The sequence below is a fragment of the Sphingobacterium litopenaei genome, from assembly GCF_014692495.1.
Taxonomy (GTDB): domain Bacteria; phylum Bacteroidota; class Bacteroidia; order Sphingobacteriales; family Sphingobacteriaceae; genus Sphingobacterium; species Sphingobacterium litopenaei.
Genome location: NZ_JACOIJ010000021.1, coordinates 36,262 through 57,437, shown reverse-complemented (window position 1 = coordinate 57,437; position 21,176 = coordinate 36,262). Strand labels below are relative to the sequence as shown.

General features: G+C 35.9%; 14 protein-coding genes and 1 riboswitch. Of the genes, 5 read left to right on the top strand and 9 right to left on the bottom strand.

The genetic code is table 11. The features are described 5' to 3' along the window. Positions 1–21: 21 nt before the first annotated feature. A complete protein-coding gene (locus H8B04_RS11435) occupies positions 22–1,785 on the bottom strand; it encodes a redoxin domain-containing protein (protein WP_190302428.1) in 1,764 nt (587 codons plus the stop codon). Positions 1,786–2,352: 567 nt separating this feature from the next. Between H8B04_RS11435 and H8B04_RS11430 the strand changes: the two genes are divergently transcribed. Further along, positions 2,353–3,429: a fatty acid desaturase family protein gene (locus tag H8B04_RS11430; protein WP_165290803.1), complete on the top strand. Its 1,077-nt coding sequence runs from the start codon at positions 2,353–2,355 to the stop codon at positions 3,427–3,429. A 46-nt stretch (positions 3,430–3,475) separates the two neighbouring features. Here the strand turns inward: H8B04_RS11430 and H8B04_RS11425 are convergent, their stop codons facing one another. The 5 genes from H8B04_RS11425 to H8B04_RS11405 all read right to left on the bottom strand — a co-directional run bounded on the left by H8B04_RS11425 (position 3,476) and on the right by H8B04_RS11405 (position 12,207). Next, positions 3,476–4,453: a c-type cytochrome gene (locus H8B04_RS11425; protein WP_165290804.1), complete on the bottom strand. Its 978-nt coding sequence runs from the start codon at positions 4,451–4,453 to the stop codon at positions 3,476–3,478. A 191-nt stretch (positions 4,454–4,644) separates the two neighbouring features. Continuing rightward, positions 4,645–6,468: a DUF4859 domain-containing protein gene (locus H8B04_RS11420; RefSeq protein ID WP_223815393.1), complete on the bottom strand. Its 1,824-nt coding sequence runs from the start codon at positions 6,466–6,468 to the stop codon at positions 4,645–4,647. A 374-nt stretch (positions 6,469–6,842) separates the two neighbouring features. Beyond that, the gene (odhB, locus tag H8B04_RS11415; protein WP_165290806.1) at positions 6,843–8,078 is read right to left on the bottom strand and encodes a 2-oxoglutarate dehydrogenase complex dihydrolipoyllysine-residue succinyltransferase; all 1,236 of its coding nucleotides are present in this window, start codon (positions 8,076–8,078) and stop codon (positions 6,843–6,845) included. A gap of 65 nt (positions 8,079–8,143) precedes the next feature. Beyond that, on the bottom strand, positions 8,144–10,882 hold the full coding sequence (locus H8B04_RS11410) for a 2-oxoglutarate dehydrogenase E1 component (RefSeq protein ID WP_190302426.1): 2,739 nt from the start codon (positions 10,880–10,882) through the stop codon (positions 8,144–8,146). A gap of 140 nt (positions 10,883–11,022) precedes the next feature. Continuing rightward, entirely contained in the window at positions 11,023–12,207 is a 1,185-nt protein-coding gene (locus H8B04_RS11405; protein WP_190302425.1) for a deoxyribodipyrimidine photo-lyase, read from the bottom strand. 276 nt (positions 12,208–12,483) lie between these two features. On the opposite strand from H8B04_RS11405, the gene H8B04_RS11400 reads away from it, so the two are divergent. Continuing rightward, positions 12,484–14,322, top strand: a complete 1,839-nt coding sequence (locus tag H8B04_RS11400; RefSeq protein WP_190302424.1) for a UbiD family decarboxylase — start codon at positions 12,484–12,486, stop codon at positions 14,320–14,322. Positions 14,323–14,358: 36 nt separating this feature from the next. Here H8B04_RS11400 and H8B04_RS11395 read toward each other — a convergent pair whose 3' ends face one another. After that, on the bottom strand, positions 14,359–14,613 hold the full coding sequence (locus H8B04_RS11395) for a uroporphyrinogen decarboxylase (RefSeq protein ID WP_165290810.1): 255 nt from the start codon (positions 14,611–14,613) through the stop codon (positions 14,359–14,361). Between the two features lie 311 nt (positions 14,614–14,924). On the opposite strand from H8B04_RS11395, the gene H8B04_RS11390 reads away from it, so the two are divergent. Next, entirely contained in the window at positions 14,925–15,710 is a 786-nt protein-coding gene (locus H8B04_RS11390; protein WP_190302423.1) for an ATP-binding cassette domain-containing protein, read from the top strand. Between the two features lie 4 nt (positions 15,711–15,714). Here the strand turns inward: H8B04_RS11390 and H8B04_RS11385 are convergent, their stop codons facing one another. Further along, on the bottom strand, positions 15,715–17,007 hold the full coding sequence (locus H8B04_RS11385; protein WP_165290812.1) for a voltage-gated chloride channel family protein: 1,293 nt from the start codon (positions 17,005–17,007) through the stop codon (positions 15,715–15,717). A 35-nt stretch (positions 17,008–17,042) separates the two neighbouring features. Further along, a riboswitch (Fluoride riboswitch) is annotated at positions 17,043–17,110 on the bottom strand. Between the two features lie 123 nt (positions 17,111–17,233). Here H8B04_RS11385 and H8B04_RS11380 point away from each other — a divergent pair. Then, positions 17,234–18,247, top strand: coding sequence for a hypothetical protein (locus H8B04_RS11380; protein WP_190302422.1), 1,014 nt, complete (start codon positions 17,234–17,236; stop codon positions 18,245–18,247). A 101-nt stretch (positions 18,248–18,348) separates the two neighbouring features. Then, positions 18,349–19,998 (top strand): ABC1 kinase family protein, encoded by a 1,650-nt coding sequence (locus H8B04_RS11375; RefSeq protein WP_190302421.1) that lies wholly within the window; start codon positions 18,349–18,351, stop codon positions 19,996–19,998. Between the two features lie 13 nt (positions 19,999–20,011). Here H8B04_RS11375 and H8B04_RS11370 read toward each other — a convergent pair whose 3' ends face one another. Beyond that, a complete protein-coding gene (locus tag H8B04_RS11370; RefSeq protein ID WP_165290815.1) occupies positions 20,012–21,067 on the bottom strand; it encodes an alpha/beta hydrolase in 1,056 nt (351 codons plus the stop codon). Positions 21,068–21,176: the final 109 nt, after the last annotated feature.

Below are 21,176 nucleotides of genomic sequence, written 5' to 3'. Positions count from 1 at the left end.
TTCTCATATTTCTTAAGGTTATTAGTTATAATTTTTTTCTTTTAACACGATCATCTCCATAGGTATGTCCTTAAGAACCAGCTCAAGGCCATATCTTTTAAGGGCTCCATTGAGCTGATCGATATTCTCTATACGGCTTATTGCTAGCCGTAAATCTATCTTATGTTTTATCCCCGTTTCATCCGTTACCGGATAGGGGTCTCCTTTTCTATCCAGCGCATTGGACACCGAGGATACTAATGCGCTCATATAGTTGTTAATAAGAAAAATCTCACCATTGCTAGCCTCAAGGGAGCTTCTACCTCCGGCTGTAGTAAGGTTTTTATAGCTGTCCATTTTTTGAAGTACATAGGTACGTGTGACTCGCTTTTCTAATTTCACCTCTATACCCTTCTCCAAAAGCAAAAAGTTTTTTAAATCAGATTTCATGATTTCTAAAGCATCACGCTGCGGAATTTTCCTATTAAGGATAAGATTATAGCAATAAAGGTTACTATCCATCCAGTTGTGGTAAGCAACATCATCCTGGTAGTTTCCACTCGAACGTTTTAAATTACGGGCTGTAATAGTATTCATCAAAGAATCCGAACATTCAAAAACTATCCGATTCTCCTTTCGTAGCGCTAAGGGAAGATCATATAAAAAGCTTCTGGTAAGCATCATGGCTAGAGTTACATTATACATCAGCACATTATTGGCCCCTCTATCAAAAGATATACCCCCGATGTCAGCCTGAATCCTTTTCATAAATAAAGAACGGTAAACAAGCCGCTCAGCAGTCCCCCCATTGCCGCCGATAAGCAAGGGCTTCTGTAGATCCACGCTCATGTTATCCACTTTATTTCGTAGTTGCACATGCCCGGTTGAAATAAGTTCTCCAAGGTTCTCCCCGGTAGTATTTATTCCATCGGTAGTAGCAAATATTTTCTCCCCCACTATCCAAACCTGATGAGGGATACTACGATAAGGAAAATATTTTGATATATCAGAGTTTCCATGACCCGAGAGAAGACCTATTTTTCTTGTATCAAGAAATGTTTTTACTTTCTCTGCACTTTCATTAGAAATAGGAATAAACTGAACATCCTTAGAAAATGCAGGCTGCAGTGAGTCCAGTTTATATAGCGAGTTGATACACGGACCGCACCAGGTAGCCCAGAAATCAAGAATAATTATTTTTTTATCTCTAAAATCTCTTAATCTTACGTTTTTCGAATTATCGTTCACAACATGGATAGGTAATTCCCACAAATCCTGAGGTACAGTATCCCCTACTTGAAGTGCTTCTGGCTCAGTGGCTTCTCTAGCTTGAGCATAACTGCTAAAGTTCAGAAAAGAAAATATAAACAGCAAAGCGAAACCACAAAGTAAATCTTGAGCATACGGAAAATAGCCTTTAGAAAATCTTAAGGCTCCGCGCTTGGATTTTATGTCCTCAGCTATCTTAATCCCCTTTTCTCGATTTGCAAGGGAAAGCTGATGTTCATAGATTTTATTCGAGAGGTACTGGCCATAGGAGTCCTGTTCCTCTTGCTGCTGATCATTTTTCTTTTTAACAGCTCTTTTGGAAAATAATATCCCCGACAGCATAAGAATTCTAGATTTCTTATTAGCTCTCGAGCTACTCGTTTTAGAATTCCCTTTAGAAAAATCAGAATTTGTATTGTCATCTCCTTTGCCAATAAAAGAAATAATGAATATCAGTATATCAGCAAGAAATTTTATTAGGTATAAGTGCAGTCGTATTATGGACATACGAAGTCCTGGCTTGTAAAAATTCTTCATTTTCCAAGTATTATAAGTAAGTAAAAAGTTAACCGGTTTATAAAAGGAATATCCAGCAGATAATTTTTAGATCCCTGAAAAACTGCCTATTTATAAACGTCAGCTAACATTAAATAAAAGAATTGATTGCCGAATTGTGGCGTGTATAATTGGTCGTTAGCGATCATCCTACCTTAAATATGTAGAATTCAAACACAGATTCGGTAAATGAAGACAGAATATGTCTTAAGGGGATCCAGAACTATTCCGGAGCTGAAATAATTAATTTGTACAGTTGCTTTTTCATAACTCGCCTTTATTTATAAATGGTGAGTCTCGGGAGGCGTAGCTATAGTTGGACTACCACCACCGCGCCACAGGGTTCCGACGCCCTCCAAAAACGGTATACAGTAGTAGCCCATGCACTATAGTATGTAATAAATATTTAGAAAATTATAAAAATATCATCAGTATACAGAATAATTGTCAAATTATGTTAAAAAGAAAAATATCTGATTTCTTATAAGTATATTTAAAGAAATTAATATTGGAAGTGACTATCCAACACCCAAATAAGTCAAATAAATAATGACTCAAACAATCAAGTTCAATCAAAAGAATTCACTATTCTCAAAAAGCCTAAAGCAAAAAACTAATAATTATTTTAGTAGCACTTTCACCAAAAAAACCGGAAATAGAAGAATTTTCATTAAAGCATCTGTATTGCTCGTTTCTTTTTTAGCAATATATAGCATCTTAGTATTCGTCCAACCCCATTGGTCCATTAGCATTTTACTTTGTTTAATATTCGGTGTGAATCTGGCCGCTATTGGATTTAACATAATGCATGATGCAGGCCACAATTCATTTTCGGACAATAAAAAGTTAAATACTGTACTATCCTACAGTCTTAATTTATTAGGTGGTAACATTTACTTCTGGAAATTAAAACACAATATTGCACACCATACCTATACCAATATTGATGGTGAAGATCATGATATTGAAGTAAAATTTATGCGCATACATCACGATCAAAAACTTAAGAAACATCATAAATATCAGCATATTTACTTTATATTTCTGTATGGTATTTCCTATTTAGCATGGATATTCTATCAGGATTATGAAAAATATTTTAGACAAAAAATGGCTCCGCATTCCGAGGATAAATTTCACTTTCCTCTTCACGAGAAATTAATATTCTGGTCTTCCAAAATATTTCATTTTGTGTTATTTATAGTTATTCCTATTTATATGTTAGGTTGGGCTACAGCTCTATTGGGATTATTGATTACAGCCGTTGTATGCGGCTTGTGTTTAGCAATTGTATTCCAATTAGCGCATGTGGTTACCGATACAGAATTCAAAACTATAAATAATTCTATGGTTGAAGAAGAGTGGATGATACATCAATTGCAATCAACAGCAAATTTTTCTACGAAAAATAAAGTTTTGACCTGGTTATTAGGTGGATTAAACTTCCAGGTAGAGCATCACTTATTTCCTAAAATCAGTCATGTACACTACCCTGCACTTAATAAAATCGTGAGACAAACTTGCGAGGAACATAACATTCCATACATTGAGTATAAATCCTTCTGGCAAGCTTTTCTATCCCATATTAAGGTAATCAAGCTGATGGCAAAACCAGCTTATAAATAAGAGAAAATAAAGGGGCAAGGTTAGTGAAATCTTGCCCCTTTACTTTTTAGCGTTTATGTGGCGAGAACTTGACGACTGTATTATCTTTTGGTTCTAAAGAACTCAAATACGTATAAATAGCTTCTAAATCTGAAACTTTCATCCCTGCATACATGGTCCAAGGCATAGGTGTATTCCAATCTGTAGGTTTTAAATCTTCTGGCACATAGCTACTATCCGCGTAATGCTTAAAACGCTTAACAAAAGATTCCATTGTCCAAGTACCTATACCTTTTGTCTTGTGCATCGTAATATTTGCACCACGAACAATTCCTGCAGGCTGCACAAATTCCATTCCGCCTCCATATTCGGTTCCTGGCACAATAGCACCTTGTTCTGTTTGACTATGACAATGCACACATCCGGCTGCATTAATCAAATAACCACCGTAGGCTATGCGATCTGATTCATCAGGAATAGTACTAAAACTTGCTTCTTGAGGAGAAAGATTTACTAATAGATTTACAGGAAATTCCAATTTTCTTTCCGGAACTTCAGAATCTATCGCGTCTAATGTGCGTATATAAGCTATAATGCTATAAATGTCTTCTTTATCCATCTTCCCATAATTATGATAAGGCATCACCGAAAATAATGCTTTACCATCTTTATCCACTCCTGTCGTTATGGTTCTAAAAATCTCCCCGTCCGTCCAATGTTGTAAATTATATGGGGTTATATTAAGGGAATATATGGTGCCAGGGAAGCCCATATCATTATTAAAGATTTCACCTCCAGCACCTAACTGTCCTGCAAGCGGAGCAGAAAATTTGGACCAATCTCGGGAACTATGACAATCCATACATACCGTGACATGATGAGCTAAATACTTCCCTCGTTCAATCCGTTCCGTCGTTTTTTCTACATTAAGTTGTGGAGCGGGACTAATATTAGGCATAAAGGTGATGAGATATACTCCTGCAAACAGCACCAATAATAGTACAAAAGCGAGTACTATTATGATAACTTTGAAAAGTTTATTCATAAATAGAGATAACTAAGTTGGTTAGTAAATTGAAAATAAAATTATTAAAATATTTTTATTTTTAGGATTTATTTTAATATAGAATTAAAATATAAATAAATACTTCATTCTAAAAGCTCTCTTTTATTAATTCGAACTTTTGAAATGAAGTACTATAAAAAATTTAAACCGCCTTAATCTCCCTAGTTATGCTAGATTATTTTGATATTAAAGACAAAAGTAGCGCTGACTTTTTGCCCATCATTAAGTACATATTGTAATTTTTGTTTGATAGTAAATGTATCTCCAACTTTAGTTTGATTAGGATATTGACCTATTGTAAACAGTAAACCATCTTTATTAAACTCAGAAAAAACTTTAGCAGACGATCCCCAATTTGTTACATTGCCTTCGGCAGAAAACCAATGTCCCAATCCTTGAGCAGTATTATTACCATTGAGATCGCCATTTTTTTCAACTGCATAAAATTTAATAACAGTACCAATTGAACTTTTTATTGCATCTGGATGTAAAACAAATGCTTTTGCTAATGCACTCTGATCTACTTGAACCGTAACGCCAGAATAAGAAACTGCATCAAAGGGTATCTCCAAATTATGCGTAAAAGTTATATCTTTTGGTTCTTGCGAATTATCAATATTAGGGTAACCAATTACCTCTGTACCCGAAACTTTAATTTGATATGGCCATTGATCGTCATTATTTTCATTTTCGTCCCAAGGATGAGGCATATAAGTTGAAGGAGCTCCTGTAACTATAAAAAACAACTTCTCACATTGATTAGGAACCAAAAAAGAAACTGTAGATTTTGCATCCTCATACATAGGACTATACACACGTGCTCCCGATTTTAATAGAGCCACAAAACCATAACGCCAACCTGCGCGACTTGGATTTTGAACAGTATTATATCCTGTTGCATTCACTAAACCTTCAAAATCTACTGTGATCTGTTGTTCTGATTGAGGTACTTCTAAACCAATAACGTTAAATCCTGTCGTTCCTGGACATTGTACATATTTGATTCGAAGCTGACCATTCGGAAGCACATCAAATTTATTAGTTTGTCTACCTATATAATTTTTACCCCTAGCACGTAGTTCATTCAAGTCCCAAGTCGCAAATTTTGAAGCCATATCATAAATTTCAGCGTTAAGCTGCTGCGCATTAATATTCGTTAGACGCATATAGGCTTGAATGGGATCTTCGGGTTTGTTTGACTCTCTCCAGATTTTACTAATAATTTGATTTGTATGCTTACTTGCCCAATAAAAATGAATGAAATAATTAGCATATCTATAATTCTCATGAAGCTGATGTCTATGATGATTATCCAGATATACAGGAAAGTGGTGTGTAGCAAAAATTTCTTCCGGATAGCTTTGCATAGCCTGCCACTGGGCGGTCTGTTCCCAAAAACCGTTTCCGTCATTTCCACCAAAACCATATCTAAACCCATGATTAGCTCCTAAATCACATCGTACCTGATACTGAAAACTATGTCCAATTTCATGTGCTATAGTAGCTCCCACAGGTTGACAAGTACTAGGACTAATCCATAAAGCTCCAATAACATCATCATAACCTCCTCCGTATGCCATCCAGTCTTTTGTATAATGCAAAAAGATCATCATTTTATAGGATTCCAACTTAGATGAATTGTTGTCTTTCGTTGCAAATTTCAACTGGTCCACATTTAACTTGTAAAATTCTTCAGCTTTAAGAATTACATTGTCAATATCCACTCGATAATCAGCTGGGACTTTACTATCCGAAGGAAGCAAATCACCATAACCTGATTCCCAGAATAAAATAAAATGCTCAGACTGTTTGCTACGTGAGTAAGCCCACTTGTTGACATTGGATTCAAAACCTGAACTAGCAAATTCTTTCGGTATATATATTTTAAGGGAATTATTTGGTTCTGGCTCCTCTACAGGCTCCTCTTCCACAATAGGTTCCTCTATAACATCTTTTTTACCACAAGAATAAAAGGGTACTAAACTTATCATCATGAAGACAAAAAGCCATTTGTAGAAATTCGATTTTTTTTGATATAAGCTGATCATGGGTAAGGTAATGTTATAAGTTTATAATTAGCATATAATGCTTGAAAATTAATTTGCTAAGTAAATTCCGGCAATTATAGCATATTGATTTACAACAAGTAATAAAAACTACTCAACAACGTATATCGAAATTAGATAAGATATTTTATCCAAAACAATCAAAACTTAACCAATAACAACCATATTCTCGCACAAAAGAAGTTACTGAGAAATAATAAGTTAGGTTGATTACATGTTTTATACAAAAAATGGAAGCAAACTGAAAACAAAAGCCCCATCCAAATATGATGAGGCTTTTGAGTATAAAATATAGGATACTATTATACTTCTAATAATAAACGAGCTGGATCTTCTAATAATTGTTTAACACGAACTAAGAAGCTAACAGACTCACGACCGTCGATGATACGGTGATCGTATGATAATGCGATGTACATCATTGGACGAATTACCACTTGACCGTTCTCCGCTACAGGACGTTGCACAATATTGTGCATACCCAAGATAGCTGATTGAGGTGCGTTGATAATCGGCGTAGACATCATCGAACCGAATACACCACCATTAGTAATAGTGAATGTACCACCAGTCATCTCGTCAATAGTTAATTTATTATCTCTCGCTTTAGTAGCTAAGTTGATGATTTCTTTTTCAATTCCTTGTAAAGAAAGTGATTCCGCGTTACGAATAACAGGAACTACTAAACCTTTAGGCGCAGAAACTGCAATTGAAATATCAGCAAAGTCAGAATAAACGATTTCGTTTTCTTCGATACGCGCGTTTACTGCAGGCCATTCTTTCAATGCTGTAGTCACAGCTTTAGTGAAGAACGACATGAAACCAAGACCTACACCATGTTTCTCTTTGAAAACGTCTTTGTATTTAGCTCTCAAATCCATGATGGGTTGCATGTTTACTTCATTGAATGTAGTCAACATAGCAGTTTCATTTTTCACAGAAACTAAACGCTTAGCGATAGTTTTACGTAAAGAACTCATTTTCTCACGACGCTCATTGCGTGCACCAGCAACAATTGGAGTAGCAGCAGGCGCAGCAGCAGCTGGTTTTGCTTCCGCTTTAGGAGCTGCAGGTTTAGCTTGTGCTTTTCCTGCATCTTCTTTTGTGATACGACCGTCTTTACCTGTACCTTTTATAGTTGAAGAATCAATACCTTTTTCTCTTAAAATTTTTGCGGCAGCAGGAGAAGCTGTACCAGCAGCGTACGAGTCAGTATCTTCTGATGCTTCTTCTGCCTTAGCAGCTGGAGCAGCCGATTCAGCAGCAGCAGGAGCGTCAGCTTTTTTCTCACCAGCAGGTGCATCACCATCTTCGATAGTACATACTACAGCACCGATTTCCAACGTATCGCCTTCTTGCGCGATGATACGTAGAATACCAGCTTTTTCCGCAGGTAATTCAAATGTAGCTTTGTCTGATTCCAATTCAGCGATGTTTTCGTCCATTTCGACGAAATCACCATCTTGTTTTAGCCATTGGGCTAATGTTACTTCGGTGATTGATTCACCAACGGTAGGGACTTTGATTTCTAAGCTCATGTGTTTATTCTTTAAAACCAACGTTGCAATAGTTATCTATTACAACGCCGGTCTTCTATTTTTGTTTATGCAAATGCTTTATTAATAATTGCTTCTTGTTGTGCAACGTGTTGTTTCATATAACCTGTTGCAGGGCTTCCGCTTTCAGTTCTTGCGATTACGTCCGTGAATTCAATGTCTGTTCTACGGAACTTGCGGCAGAAGTGAGGCCATGCACCCATGTTCTCATTTTCTTCTTGAACCCAAATGAATTCTGTTGCTTTATTGTATTTCTTGTGAATAGCTTGCAATTGTTCTACAGGTGAAGGATACAATTGTTCGATACGAACAATTGCTACATCAGTACGATTGTCAGCTTGTTGACGATCTAACAATTCGTAATAGATTTTACCAGAACAGAACAATACGCGTTTTACTGCTTTTGTATCAGCTGCAGTATCATCAATTACTTCTTGGAAGTTAACTGTTGTAAAGTCAGCTAAAGGAGAAACTACTTTAGGGTGACGCAACAAACTTTTTGGAGTAAATACGACCAATGGTTTACGGAAGTCTCGTACTAATTGACGACGCAATAAGTGGAAGTAGTTCGCTGGCGTAGTACAGTTCGCAATGATTAAGTTGTCGTTAGCACACAATTCCAAGAATCTTTCGATACGACCTGAAGAGTGCTCTGGACCTTGACCTTCCATACCGTGAGGAAGCATCATTACTAAACCGTTTGAACGTTTCCATTTTGTCTCTGCTGAACTCAAGTATTGGTCAACAACGATTTGAGCCCCATTGTAGAAGTCACCAAATTGAGCTTCCCAAACTGTCAAAGATTGAGGGTTGGCAGAAGCATAGCCGTATTCAAAACCTAACACACCGTATTCTGATAAGAATGAGTTATAGATATTGAATTTATCACCACCTTTAATTTGAGCCAAAGGAGCGTATTTTTCTTCTGAATCTTCTAATGTCAATACCGCGTGACGGTGAGAGAATGTACCACGTTGAACATCTTGTCCTGAGATACGAACACGTTTACCTTCATTCAACAATGTAGCGTAAGCCATCAACTCTCCCATTGCCCAATCGTATGAATCTTTACCGATCATTGCTGCACGGTCTTCATACAATTTAGAGATCTTACGGAAGAATTTTTTATCTTTTGGTAAAGAGGTAATTTCTTTAGCTAATTCTAAGAAAGTTTTATCGTCAACTTTAGTATCTACCGGTTTGAAGATATCTGCTTTCTTAGCAGGGCGTAAACCTTTCCAAGCACCGCTAAACATTGGAACTTCATCAACTAAAACTTCAACAGCTTTAGCAGCATCCAATTGTGTTTGCAAGTAATCTTTGAATTCTTTCTCTACTTCTTTAGCGTATTTCGAATCGATAGTACCTTCAGCCTCTAATTTTTTAGCATACATTTCTTTAGGATTAGCATGCTTTTCAATTAGTTTGTACAACAAAGGTTGCGTGAATTTAGGCTCATCCGCTTCGTTGTGACCGAAACGACGGTAACATAATAAGTCGATGTAAACGTCTGTTTTATATTTTTGACGGTATTCTACCGCTAAGTTGATTGCGTATACTACAGCTTCAGCATCGTCACCATTCACATGGAATACTGGAGAAGAAGTGATTTTAGCTACGTCAGTACAGTAAGTTCCTGAACGCGCATCTTTGTAGTTAGTAGTGAAACCTACTTGGTTGTTGATTACAATGTGAATTGTACCACCAGTTTTGTAACCATCCAATTTAGACATTTGAGTCACTTCGTACACAACACCTTGACCAGCAATAGCTGCATCACCATGAATTAAGATAGGTGCAATCTTAGAAGAGTCACCATCATATTTCATGTCAATTTTAGAGCGAACCATACCTTCTACGATAGGATCTACAGTCTCTAAGTGTGATGGGTTAGGTGCTAATGACAAATGAATGCTTTTACCGTTGTCAGTTTTGATATCTGAAGAATAACCTAAGTGGTATTTTACGTCACCGCCAAATTGCAACTCAGGATCTTCTTGTTTGTACATTTTACCTTCGAATTCTGATAAAATAGTTTTGTATGGTTTCCCCATGATGTTTGCCAATACGTTCAAACGACCACGGTGCGCCATACCAATCATGAATTCTTGGATACCTAAGTCCGCACCTTTTTCAATTACTGAATCCAATGCAGGAATTAAGCTTTCAGCACCTTCCAAAGAGAAACGTTTTTGACCTAAGAATTTCGTTCCTAAGAAGCTCTCAAAAACTACTGCTCTATTGATTTTTTGTAAAATACGTTTCTTTTGTTCTACTGTATAATTAGGTTTGTTGCGATCCGCTTCCATGCGATCTTGCAACCATTTAATTTTCTCTGGATTACGGATATATTTGAACTCAGCACCGATTGAACGACAGTAAGTATCTTCAATCATCTGACGAATATCACGCAATTTCGCTGGACCAAGACCAATTTCAATACCTGCATTGAAAACGGTATCCATGTCAGCTTCTGACAAACCGAATGTTTCTAATTCTTTGCCTGGGTAATATTTACGACGCTCACGAACAGGGTTAGTATCTGTAAATAAGTGACCACGGTCTCTGTACCCGTGAATCATATTCAATACATTGATTTCTTTAAGCGCATGTTCTGATACGTTCTCATCTTCAATTACCACGCCCTCAGAACTTTGGCCAAATTCAAATCCCTCGAAAAATTTTTGCCATCCAAAATCTACCGAATTTGGATCTTGTTTGTAAGCTTGATATAAGCCGTCAATGTAACTTGAATCGGCATTACTCAAATATGTCAGTTTATCCATTATTTTGTTATAGTCTAAATAATTTGCCAAAATTAAGAATAAAAAAGCAGTAATACCTATTGAAATTTGATATTTTGTCCCATAAAAATCAAAGTTTTAGCTACTGAAATATTTTTGACTTTTATGGATAATTTTCAATCTTATACTACCTGTTCTTTACTCTTTTTTATTCTTTCCCAGTCCGCTTTAGACCTGTTGTTTTTCACACTTGTTCCCTCTCCTGCTACGTGAGCCCAAAAGCCATAAATTGTAGCTGGAGCGTAATCTATCAGTTGCTGTTCAAAGTAAGATGCACCAATCAACCAATTTTGATTTAGTTCATAGATAAAATACAAAGCTAGATATTCGCGCTCCGCTCTAGTCAATTCTCCTCTCTCGTTCAATTTTTGAACCAAAGCATTACTTTCTCCATCATCACTATTCCCTTCAATAAATGACTGAACGATTTGTGAATCATTATTTAACGCATTTGAAGATTTGAAATAACAGTTAGGGAATTTCTTCAGCATAAAGCGATAATAATCTCTCCACAATAAACCGTCCAAAATAAAGTTTATCTTCTTTTTATTCTGCGCTGTAATTTTAGACTGAATAAAATGGAAGGCTTGTGTAGCAGACAATACACCTAATGCTAAAAATGGAGAAATAGTGGTATACAAATCTCTTTTGTTATCTGTATTTGACAAAATAGTCTCCAGCGCATTTTGAGCAGCCAACTCACCATAATTTACTAAGGAATTGGTATCTATCTCGAATGGGAAATCCGTTTTTTCTAAATGAGGTGGCAATGAAATTTGTTCTAAATCCGGCAAACACGCACGTACGAAACTTTCCTTAGCTGTTTTCTTTTTAAACGTATTGAAATCGTTTGGAATGTCTTTAATAGGAAAAGGTAAATCCTCTTTGTGGTACATTGTATGACCAATAAAATGCTTCAAATTACGTTTTACTTGCCACAATGATTCTTCTACAAGCTCAGAAATACGTGTCTCTCGTCTAGCAACTTCACGATGATGGTAGACTTCATCTACTTCATATTTTTGAACTAATTGCGGAATGATTTCCTCAGGATAACCTTCGAAAGTCAATAAATCGCCACCAAGTTTTTGTAGCTTATCTTTCAAAGCTGCTACAGAATGTACAATATATTGCTGCCGTAAATCTCCTGTATTGGAGAATCCGTATTTTCCTTCGGTATAATAACGTGGATCAAAAATGTATACAGGAATTACGAAAGTTGATTTTTCAACGGCTGAGAACAATACTTCATTATCAGATGTACGTAAATCGTTTCGAAACCAAACTAGTATTACCTTTCTACTCATTATAAAATTGTGCGAAGTCCCTCTTAATTTAGAATGTTAATTCGTAAAGATATTGTATTTATCTGTATAAATAAACTTTGGCAACCCAATATTACACAATTCTAACAATATAAATCTAACAATAATTGAGTAATACAGGTTATCCTACACAATCAAGAATTTGAGCGTAGAAAAACATAAGTGGTGACAGATATTTAATATATATGAAGCATTTACAAAGTACGATAAAGTGAAATAATCTGTTATTTTTGCAATTCACAAATACTTCGAAAAATTATGGGGTACCCAAGTTTGGCAGCATGTGTGGCTGATTTAGAGAGACACGGTCATTTGATAAGAATCAAAGAAGAAGTAGATCCATATTTAGAAATGGCGGCTATACATATGCGTGTATTTGATGCAGAAGGTCCAGCTTTGTTTTTTGAAAATATCAAAGGCTCACAATTTCCTGCTGTCTCCAATCTATTCGGCACGCTCGATCGTTCGAAGTTTATGTTTAGGGATACCTTAGATCACATCAAAAAATTAGTAGATGTGAAGATGGATCCTACTGCGGTGCTTAAAAATCCTTTTCAATATATTGGCTCTTCCGCTGTAGCTTTAAGCGCATTACCTTGGAAAAAGAAATCTGGTGCATCCATTTTATATGGTAAAACACAAATCAGCAAGCTTCCTCAAATTGTCAATTGGCCCATGGATGGTGGCACTTTCGTGACAATGCCACAAGTATACACAGAAGACGTAACCAAACCCGGCATTATGAAAGCCAATTTGGGTATGTACCGCATCCAATTATCAGGAAACGATTATATACAAGATAAAGAGATAGGCTTGCACTACCAATTGCACCGTGGCATCGGGGTTCATCAACAAAAAGCTAATGCCATAGGCAAACCACTTAAAGTAAGTATTTTCGTTGGTGGTCCTCCAGCGCATCCCCTTTCGGCAGTAATGCCGTTGCCAGAAGGTTTATCTGAAATGATTTTTGCCGGAGCTTTAGGCAATAGAAGATTCCGTTATTTTTACGATGAGGAGGGATTTTGTATTTCAGCAGATGCAGATTTTGTAATCACAGGAACAGTTTATCCAGGTGAGAACAAACCAGAAGGACCTTTTGGAGATCATATCGGTTATTACAGTTTGACACATGATTTCCCGTTGATGAAAGTGCACAACGTATACCACAAGAAAGATCCGATTTGGTCTTTTACAGTGGTCGGCCGTCCTCCTCAGGAAGATACAAGTTTTGGTGCTTTGATTCACGAAATCACAGGCTCAGCTATTCCGCAAGAAATTAACGGATTGAAAGCAATTCACGCGGTAGACCCAGCTGGCGTACACCCACTTCTATTTGCTATTGGTCGTGAATCGTATACGCCATACCAAAAAGTTGATAGACCGCAGGAAATCTTGACAATTGCGAATCAGGTTTTAGGTAAGAATCAACTAAGCTTAGCAAAATATCTATTTATTGCTGCTGGAGAAGATAATCCCAATTTGGACATACATGATATCAAAGGATTCTTCACCCATATTTTGGAAAGAATTGACAACACAAGAGATTTACATTTCCAAACTAACACGACTATTGACACCTTGGATTATACAGGTGATGGATTGAATGCTGGTTCGAAAGTTATCTTTGCAGCTGCTGGAGCTAAAAAAAGAGAGCTAGCGACTGAAATTCTAGCAAATATAGATTTACCAAGACCTTTTAATAAGGCTAAACTTGCTTTACCAGGCATTTTAGTCCTAGAAGGTGCGGATTTCACTTCTTACGAAAATGAAGAAAAAGTATTAGAAGCTTGGACAAATGCTGCCAAAGAAGTTAATTTTGATGGAATTCAACTTCTAGTATTGGTGAATAATGCTAATTTCGCGAGTGCAAATGAAAATAATTTTGTTTGGGAAACTTTCACTAAATCAAATCCAGCATACGATATATACGGAATCAAATCCTTTACTAGATTTAAACATTGGGGCTGCGAAGGGCCAATAATCATCGATTCACGACGTAAGCCGCATCATGCGCCTGATTTGATAAAAGATGAAACAGTAGAACGACATATTGACCGTCTATTTGCAAAAGGTGGTTCTTTACACGGAATAGGTTAAATAATATAAACTAAAAGCATCGAAATTTCGATGCTTTTAGTTTATATTATCTTCTTGACTTTCTTCTTTTGGAATCGGTTTTATCCATAAATAATAAATCTGCGTAAATGCAATTATAGCATTTGGAATAATAATAGGCCAAGCATAATCTAACCGAAAGCCATAAATCACAAAAAATATACAACCAATTAAATTCACTGCTCTCAATTTTATCTGGTCTTTTATCAAAAAAGAGATAATTAAGAAAAATGAAGCTGCGTAGCCACTAATTTGGGTGATAAGATTGTCCATGGTTGAAACTTTTACAAATAACACAAATAAACCTTCATTGTTTGAACATCATTTAACTCAGCACTTTCTAACAAATAGATATATTGTTAAATAGTGTGAATCCCTCTTCAGCAAATCCAAATATTAGTATTTTTATACAAACCATCCTCATGCATGAAAGTTTATTGGTTCGCATACAAGCAATTATTCTTTATAAACTTAGCAATCTCAATTGCTTTTAGTTTAGTGAGTTCTAATCCTTTTCCCCTTACTTTTGGGACATTTGGATTTATGAGCACAATAGCTATTTACCTCTACTTCTACCATAGTGTTTGGTACGTATATCTCAACATCGGATATTCGAAGACAAGAATAATCTTATATACATTCTTAATCAATACAGTTATCTCAAGTCTATTTTCACTGTTGCTATGGATACTCTAAAAAAGCTATTGTACGCTGATTCGATAGAATTTTCCTACACACATTCCGTCGATATATTAACTGGGGTTCATATTCAATGCGAAATAGGCGAAGTGGTCGGATTATTAGGTAGAAATGGTTGTGGAAAGTCAACCCTCATGAAAATAATCTTTGGTGTTATAAAACCAAAATTGGCATTCATTAGAATTAATGACATTAGGTATAGCAAAGGATATTTGTCAAAAAATATCTGCTATTTACCTCAGCAAAAATTCCTTCCCAATTATTTAGCAGTGACAGACGTAATCAAACTAATGGTAGAGGATAAGATTAAACAAAACGCCTTATTAAATGACGACGAAATCATCGTCACCATCAAAAATCAAAAGGTTGCAGAATTATCTGGCGGAGAAATACGTTATTTGGAACTCATGCTTTTATTACAAAAAAATTCTGATTTTTATTTATTAGACGAACCTTTTTCGGGAGTATCACCTTATATGAAAGAACGAATTCAACAAATCATTCTTTCACACAATGATAAAGGCTTTATAATCTCAGATCATCACTACCAAACTGTACTCGAAACTGCTACAAGAATAGTTCTTCTACAAAATGGTGGATGCAGAAGAATTGAATCTAAAAAAGATTTAGAAATGTTCTATGTTCCTGAAGGAACTTTTGATGAAGAATAATTCACTACAATTCGTTCAATCTTTTACCGAGGATATCCCGTTGAGCTGGATTTTTGGGTTCGCCTACAATCTGTCTTCTATAGATACTTGTATTTCCTGAAAACAAATACGAAGTAAAACAAGCTATCGCAACATATACCGCACAATCGGCACCAAATAATTCTATGGCCATTAAGGTACAGGCAATAGGCGTATTTGTGGCTCCCGCAAATACAGCCACAAACCCCATTCCGACAAGCAACCCCATGGGCAATGGAATAAAAAAGCTCAAGGCATTACCCAAAGTCGCTCCGATAAAAAACAATGGCGTCACTTCTCCCCCTTTGAATCCTGCAGATAAAGTCACCACGGTGAAAATCATTTTCAACGCAAAATCATAAGCCGGTAAAGGCTGATTGAACGAAGAAACAATAGTGGGAATACCCAGCCCGATATATTTTGAAGTTCCCAATAGATAAACTGCAGCAATCACGAACAGCCCTCCTACAAAGGTTTGTAAAGGGGCATATTGGATTTTTGCTTTCCAAAAACCAGACATCCACTGCATCCCTTTACTAAACGTTGCAGCACATAAAGCAAAAAGTCCACCTGCTATTAGGGTATACAAAATTCCTTGAAAATTAAGTTCAGGCACAAAATCTATAGAATAATGTGTATGGTGTGCATTCCAAAGTGTGGTGAATTGATCTGATAAAACTGCAGTTAGTAACGCTGGAAATAGTGCATTATACCTCAAACGACCTATTAAAAAAAACTCCAAAGCAAATATTGCACCTGCCAATGGCGTACCAAACACCGCCCCAAAACCTCCTGCCACAGCCGCAATTAACAGTATACTGCGATCTTCTTTATTAAGTTTTAATGATTTCGAAAATTGATCTGCAATTCCTCCAGCCATTTGCAAAGCAGTACCCTCACGTCCCGCAGAACCACCAAACATATGCGTTAAAATTGTTCCTATATAAACAAAAGGTGCCATTCTAAACGGAATCTTTTCTTCGCCATCATGAATAGTATCAATTAGCAGATTATTTCCTTGACCAGAATTTTTGCCATATTTGTCGTATATCCAACTGATTAGAAAACCTACAATCGGCAAAAATACTATAATCCAAAGATGACTTTCTCTGTAGTTTGTTACCCATTCTAATGAAATAAGAAATCCTGCTGAAGCAGATCCTATTAATATCGAAAGCAATAAACTAAGACCGATCCATTTCAATGCATAGGCATAAATAGATTTAGTATTCAATACAGCCGTAAGAATGTTTGATTTGGTTTGATTATTTTCTGACATAAAAACTCCTGATCAAATTATAAAATAAATTGAATAACTCATCAGGCGTCATCAGCTATTTTTTAGCGGTTGGTTAAGGAAGAACACCATTTCCTTTAATTATTTGACACAAATATAAGCGTTCATCCCATTTTTCAATCCTATTTTTATTTTTTTGTGATTTCTCACGCTTCTTCCCTAAAGTTCTACCTCTTTTTCTATTTTTGTGTAAAACAAAATCCCAGCGATGAACTTATCAAAATTTCTTGCTTCAACCGTTTGTACTCTTTGCTGTATTTCCATTCATCATACTAAAGGCCAAGAAGTAGGAACAAAGATTGATTTTTTTGGCTATGCCGACAACAGAGAGTATAAAGCTCCATATACCATAGACAAAACCTTTTTTGGCGCGATTCTTTCGCCTCAACTCTACATCAAGCTTGACAGAAATCATCAGTTAGTAGGTGGCTTACATTATAATCAAGATTTTGGTATAAATTCCGAAAATAAGAACAAAGTCAATCCCATAGCTTATTATAACTACAATTCTGAACGGATTGATTTTGGAATTGGATTCATACCACGTCACGAAAAGCTAAAAAACATTCCACTAGTCGTTTTAGCTGATACTTTATTATATGACAGGCCCAATTTGGAAGGAATATTTTTCAACTACCATACAAGCAAAATTTTGCAGTCTCTTTACATCGATTGGCTGAGCAAACAAGGTTCAGAAAACCGAGAACGATTTATAGCAGGTATTTCAGGACATTATAAATTTGGCAAAGGGTATTTTGCTAATGATGGAACACTCTATCACAATGCATTGACGAATGTGGAAGATCCGACCACACATATTCAAGATAACGCTGTGCTAGTATTACGTTTAGGATTGGATTTTTCCGCGAGTACAGCATTGGATTCGTTGACAATTGATGCAGGAACAGTTTTAGGCTACGACCGTGTACGAACGGAATATAATACAAACAGCAAAGCTTTTATAAACAACATTCATCTAGGATACAAGAAAGTCTTTTTACATAACACGTTGTATTTAGGAGATGCAATCAATCTTCCTAACGGCGACTCATTTTATCATCGTGATAAATACAATAGACTAGATTTAGGCTGGATACCATTTAAAAGCAAAAACATAGACGGGAAATTTACCGCCTCTTTTCACTTTCATAAAGATGGAATGGATAATCAACAAGCGTTTACATTACGGTATAGATTTGACCAATCTATTTGGAAAAAATAAGGCATTAGAAATTTCTAATGCCTTATTTTTTTATTGTAATACAAACAATTTAGTGCAATTAGGTATTATTTATGCATGGGTAGACAAAAACAGTAATTCATATGGACGGAATTTTAGACAGACAAAAGGCCAAGCTTAAAAGAGCAGCTAAACTCATGCAAATATTAACGAAGTATGGTTTTGAAGACTTTAAGTCAAAGCTCGATAATAATTCCGACAGTACCGATGAGGCCAAAATAGCGCAAGATTCCGCTTTTTATGAACGTGTACGCCGTGCTATTGAAGAACTAGGACCTACCTATGTGAAATTTGGACAGACATTATCCACGCGTGAAGATTTGTTTCCTTCCGCTTTAATCAAAGAATTCAAAAAATTACAGGACAATGTGCTTCCCGAAGAGATTGATTTGATTCCTCATCTTGAGAAGGAACTGGAAATAGCAGTAGGTGATTATTTTACTGAAATTGATAATACGCCTATCGCTTCAGCCTCCATTGCTCAAACATATGTAGGCAAACTCCAATCTGGAGAACAGGTTATCCTAAAACTCAAACGGACAGGTATCAAAGAAATCGTTCATGCAGACCTGCTGTTGATGAAAGATATCATCGAATTATTGACAAACTATTACAGCGTTGTACGCGAAATAAACCTTTTACATGTTTTCGATGCTTTTGCAGCAAGTATTCAAGAAGAATTATCCTTTACAAACGAACAAAAGAATATTCAACTTTTCGGACGGAATTTTAGAGGAAATCCGGACATCGAGACCATGAAAGTTTATCCGGAGTTGAGCAATGATAATGTATTGTGTATTTCTTATATAGAAGGTGTTAAAATTAATAATAAGGAAGGTATTCAAGCCTTAAATCTTAACCCTGAAGCGATATTGGACAAATGCTTCAATCTCTACCTTACCCAAATGCTTGAACATGGATTCTTTCATGCGGATCCGCATCCAGGCAATATTTTGGTTACTCCAACTGGAAAAGTTTCTTTTATTGATCTGGGCGCGGTTGCTAAAATGTCTCCAAACGACAAGGATTTGTTAGAAGACTTCGTTGTTTACTTCATTTATAAAGACGCTAATCGACTAGTGAACACATTAAAGAAAATGGCACTGCATGTTGATATCAAGGATGATAAACTATTGATTCGTGCTTTTCAAGAAATGTTGGACATAATCAATACGCATTCTTTAGAAGAACTGGATATAAAAGCCTTGTTTAGCAAATTTTCTCATCTTTTGAATGAAAACAATATCATTATGCCCGAACATATTTATCTTCTGGTCAAAGGTATTGTACTTATGGAAGGAATTGGTCGGGAACTTTCTCCTCAAATCAATATTGTGGACAAAGTAAAACCATACATTACTAAAATAGCTACGCAACGTATATCTCCAGAAAAATTGTTGAAAGACAATGTGGGGACGCTTTGGGAAATGCGTCGTATGCTACATAGCGCTCCTCAGTCATTCACTTCTATTATCGACAAGTTCAATCAAGGAGAATTCAAAGTTTCGGTCAATTACCGTGAATTTGAAAGATTCCGATCGCAAGAACTTCGTAACAATTCGTTGAATAGAATGCTTGTTATTTCCGCTGTGCTATTTTTAGGTGGATGTCTATTAGCCAATGTAGAGCAAGTAAATTATCAAGGCATATCTGTTATTTCTTGGATTTTATTTGCATTCTCTTTTGCTATTTTTATTAAAATGATGCTCAAAAAATACAAGTTGAATAATTAGAGTACCCCACATATTATTTTTTTACTTTGTTTAGCTTATATTCTTTGAGAATTACATTGAAGTGCTTGTCTTGAATGTAATTTATAAAATGATGGGATCGTAAACCAGAAAAATCCGTTCGTTTCAAAAATTTATATGATTGGGACAATTCCTCAAAAGAGTCGCTTTTGTAACCTAAATCTGTAGGATGTAATTTATTGGACAGCCAACCAACCACTTTTTTGAGCATTAAATCGTCTTTATTCGTAGAAATATGAAAAGCTTTAAGCTGTGGTGTAAATAGCACATTATAAATGCTGTCCTCATGTTTAATTTCAAAATCTGATTTTCCAATAGCAGGCGCCAACGCGATAGCATAAATCCTATTTTTCTGATTGCGGATAAGGTCGTTTTGCAAACTTGCAGTATCTATATAATGGTTTTCTACCACATCAGACATCTTCACACTATCTATCGGCGCCGAACTCAATGCGGACATAATGACCGATGCTCCCCTACTGTGCGAAATTAAATACACATCCTTGTTTGAAATACTATTTAAAATCTTTCGCAACGCGAATTTTCCCACATATTGAGAATAATCCGAAGCTGTGAACCACGTTTTCAAACTGGAGAAAGGATTTTTGGTATACAATCCATCCCAATAGAATTGAATGACTTCATCCGAATTGGTAAGATTAAGCTTGTTTTGAATACGCTCGTAATTACGTGTTACCTCTCGTTCTTTAGCATTGAATCCATGAATTAAAATAAAAACACGCTTCTTATTCTGTAAATGTTTCTTTAAAAGGCTGAGGTATTCTTTTTCGAATTTTTCTAAATCCTTGGACAAGGATTTCTCTTCTGCTAATTTACTCAAAGAATATGCATTCTTCTTCCCATTACGAGGCGGGATACCATACACTTTACTCCAATCGTTGGGATAGAATGCTCCATACTGGTCTACAAATGCAATCGTAGTGCGCGGTGGAATTTGACGATTGGGATTTACCGCAGTGGGTGCATTATGCTGTATTCCACATGAAATACATAACCCAATAAGCAAAATTGAATAAAAGAATAATCTCATATTAAAGTTCTGAAAAAGACAGAAAAGCATAGATTTTTATTATTATCCAATATAAGACAATTAAGTCAGGTTTTGGTTTGAGAAAAGTTTATGCAACTTTGATGCATTT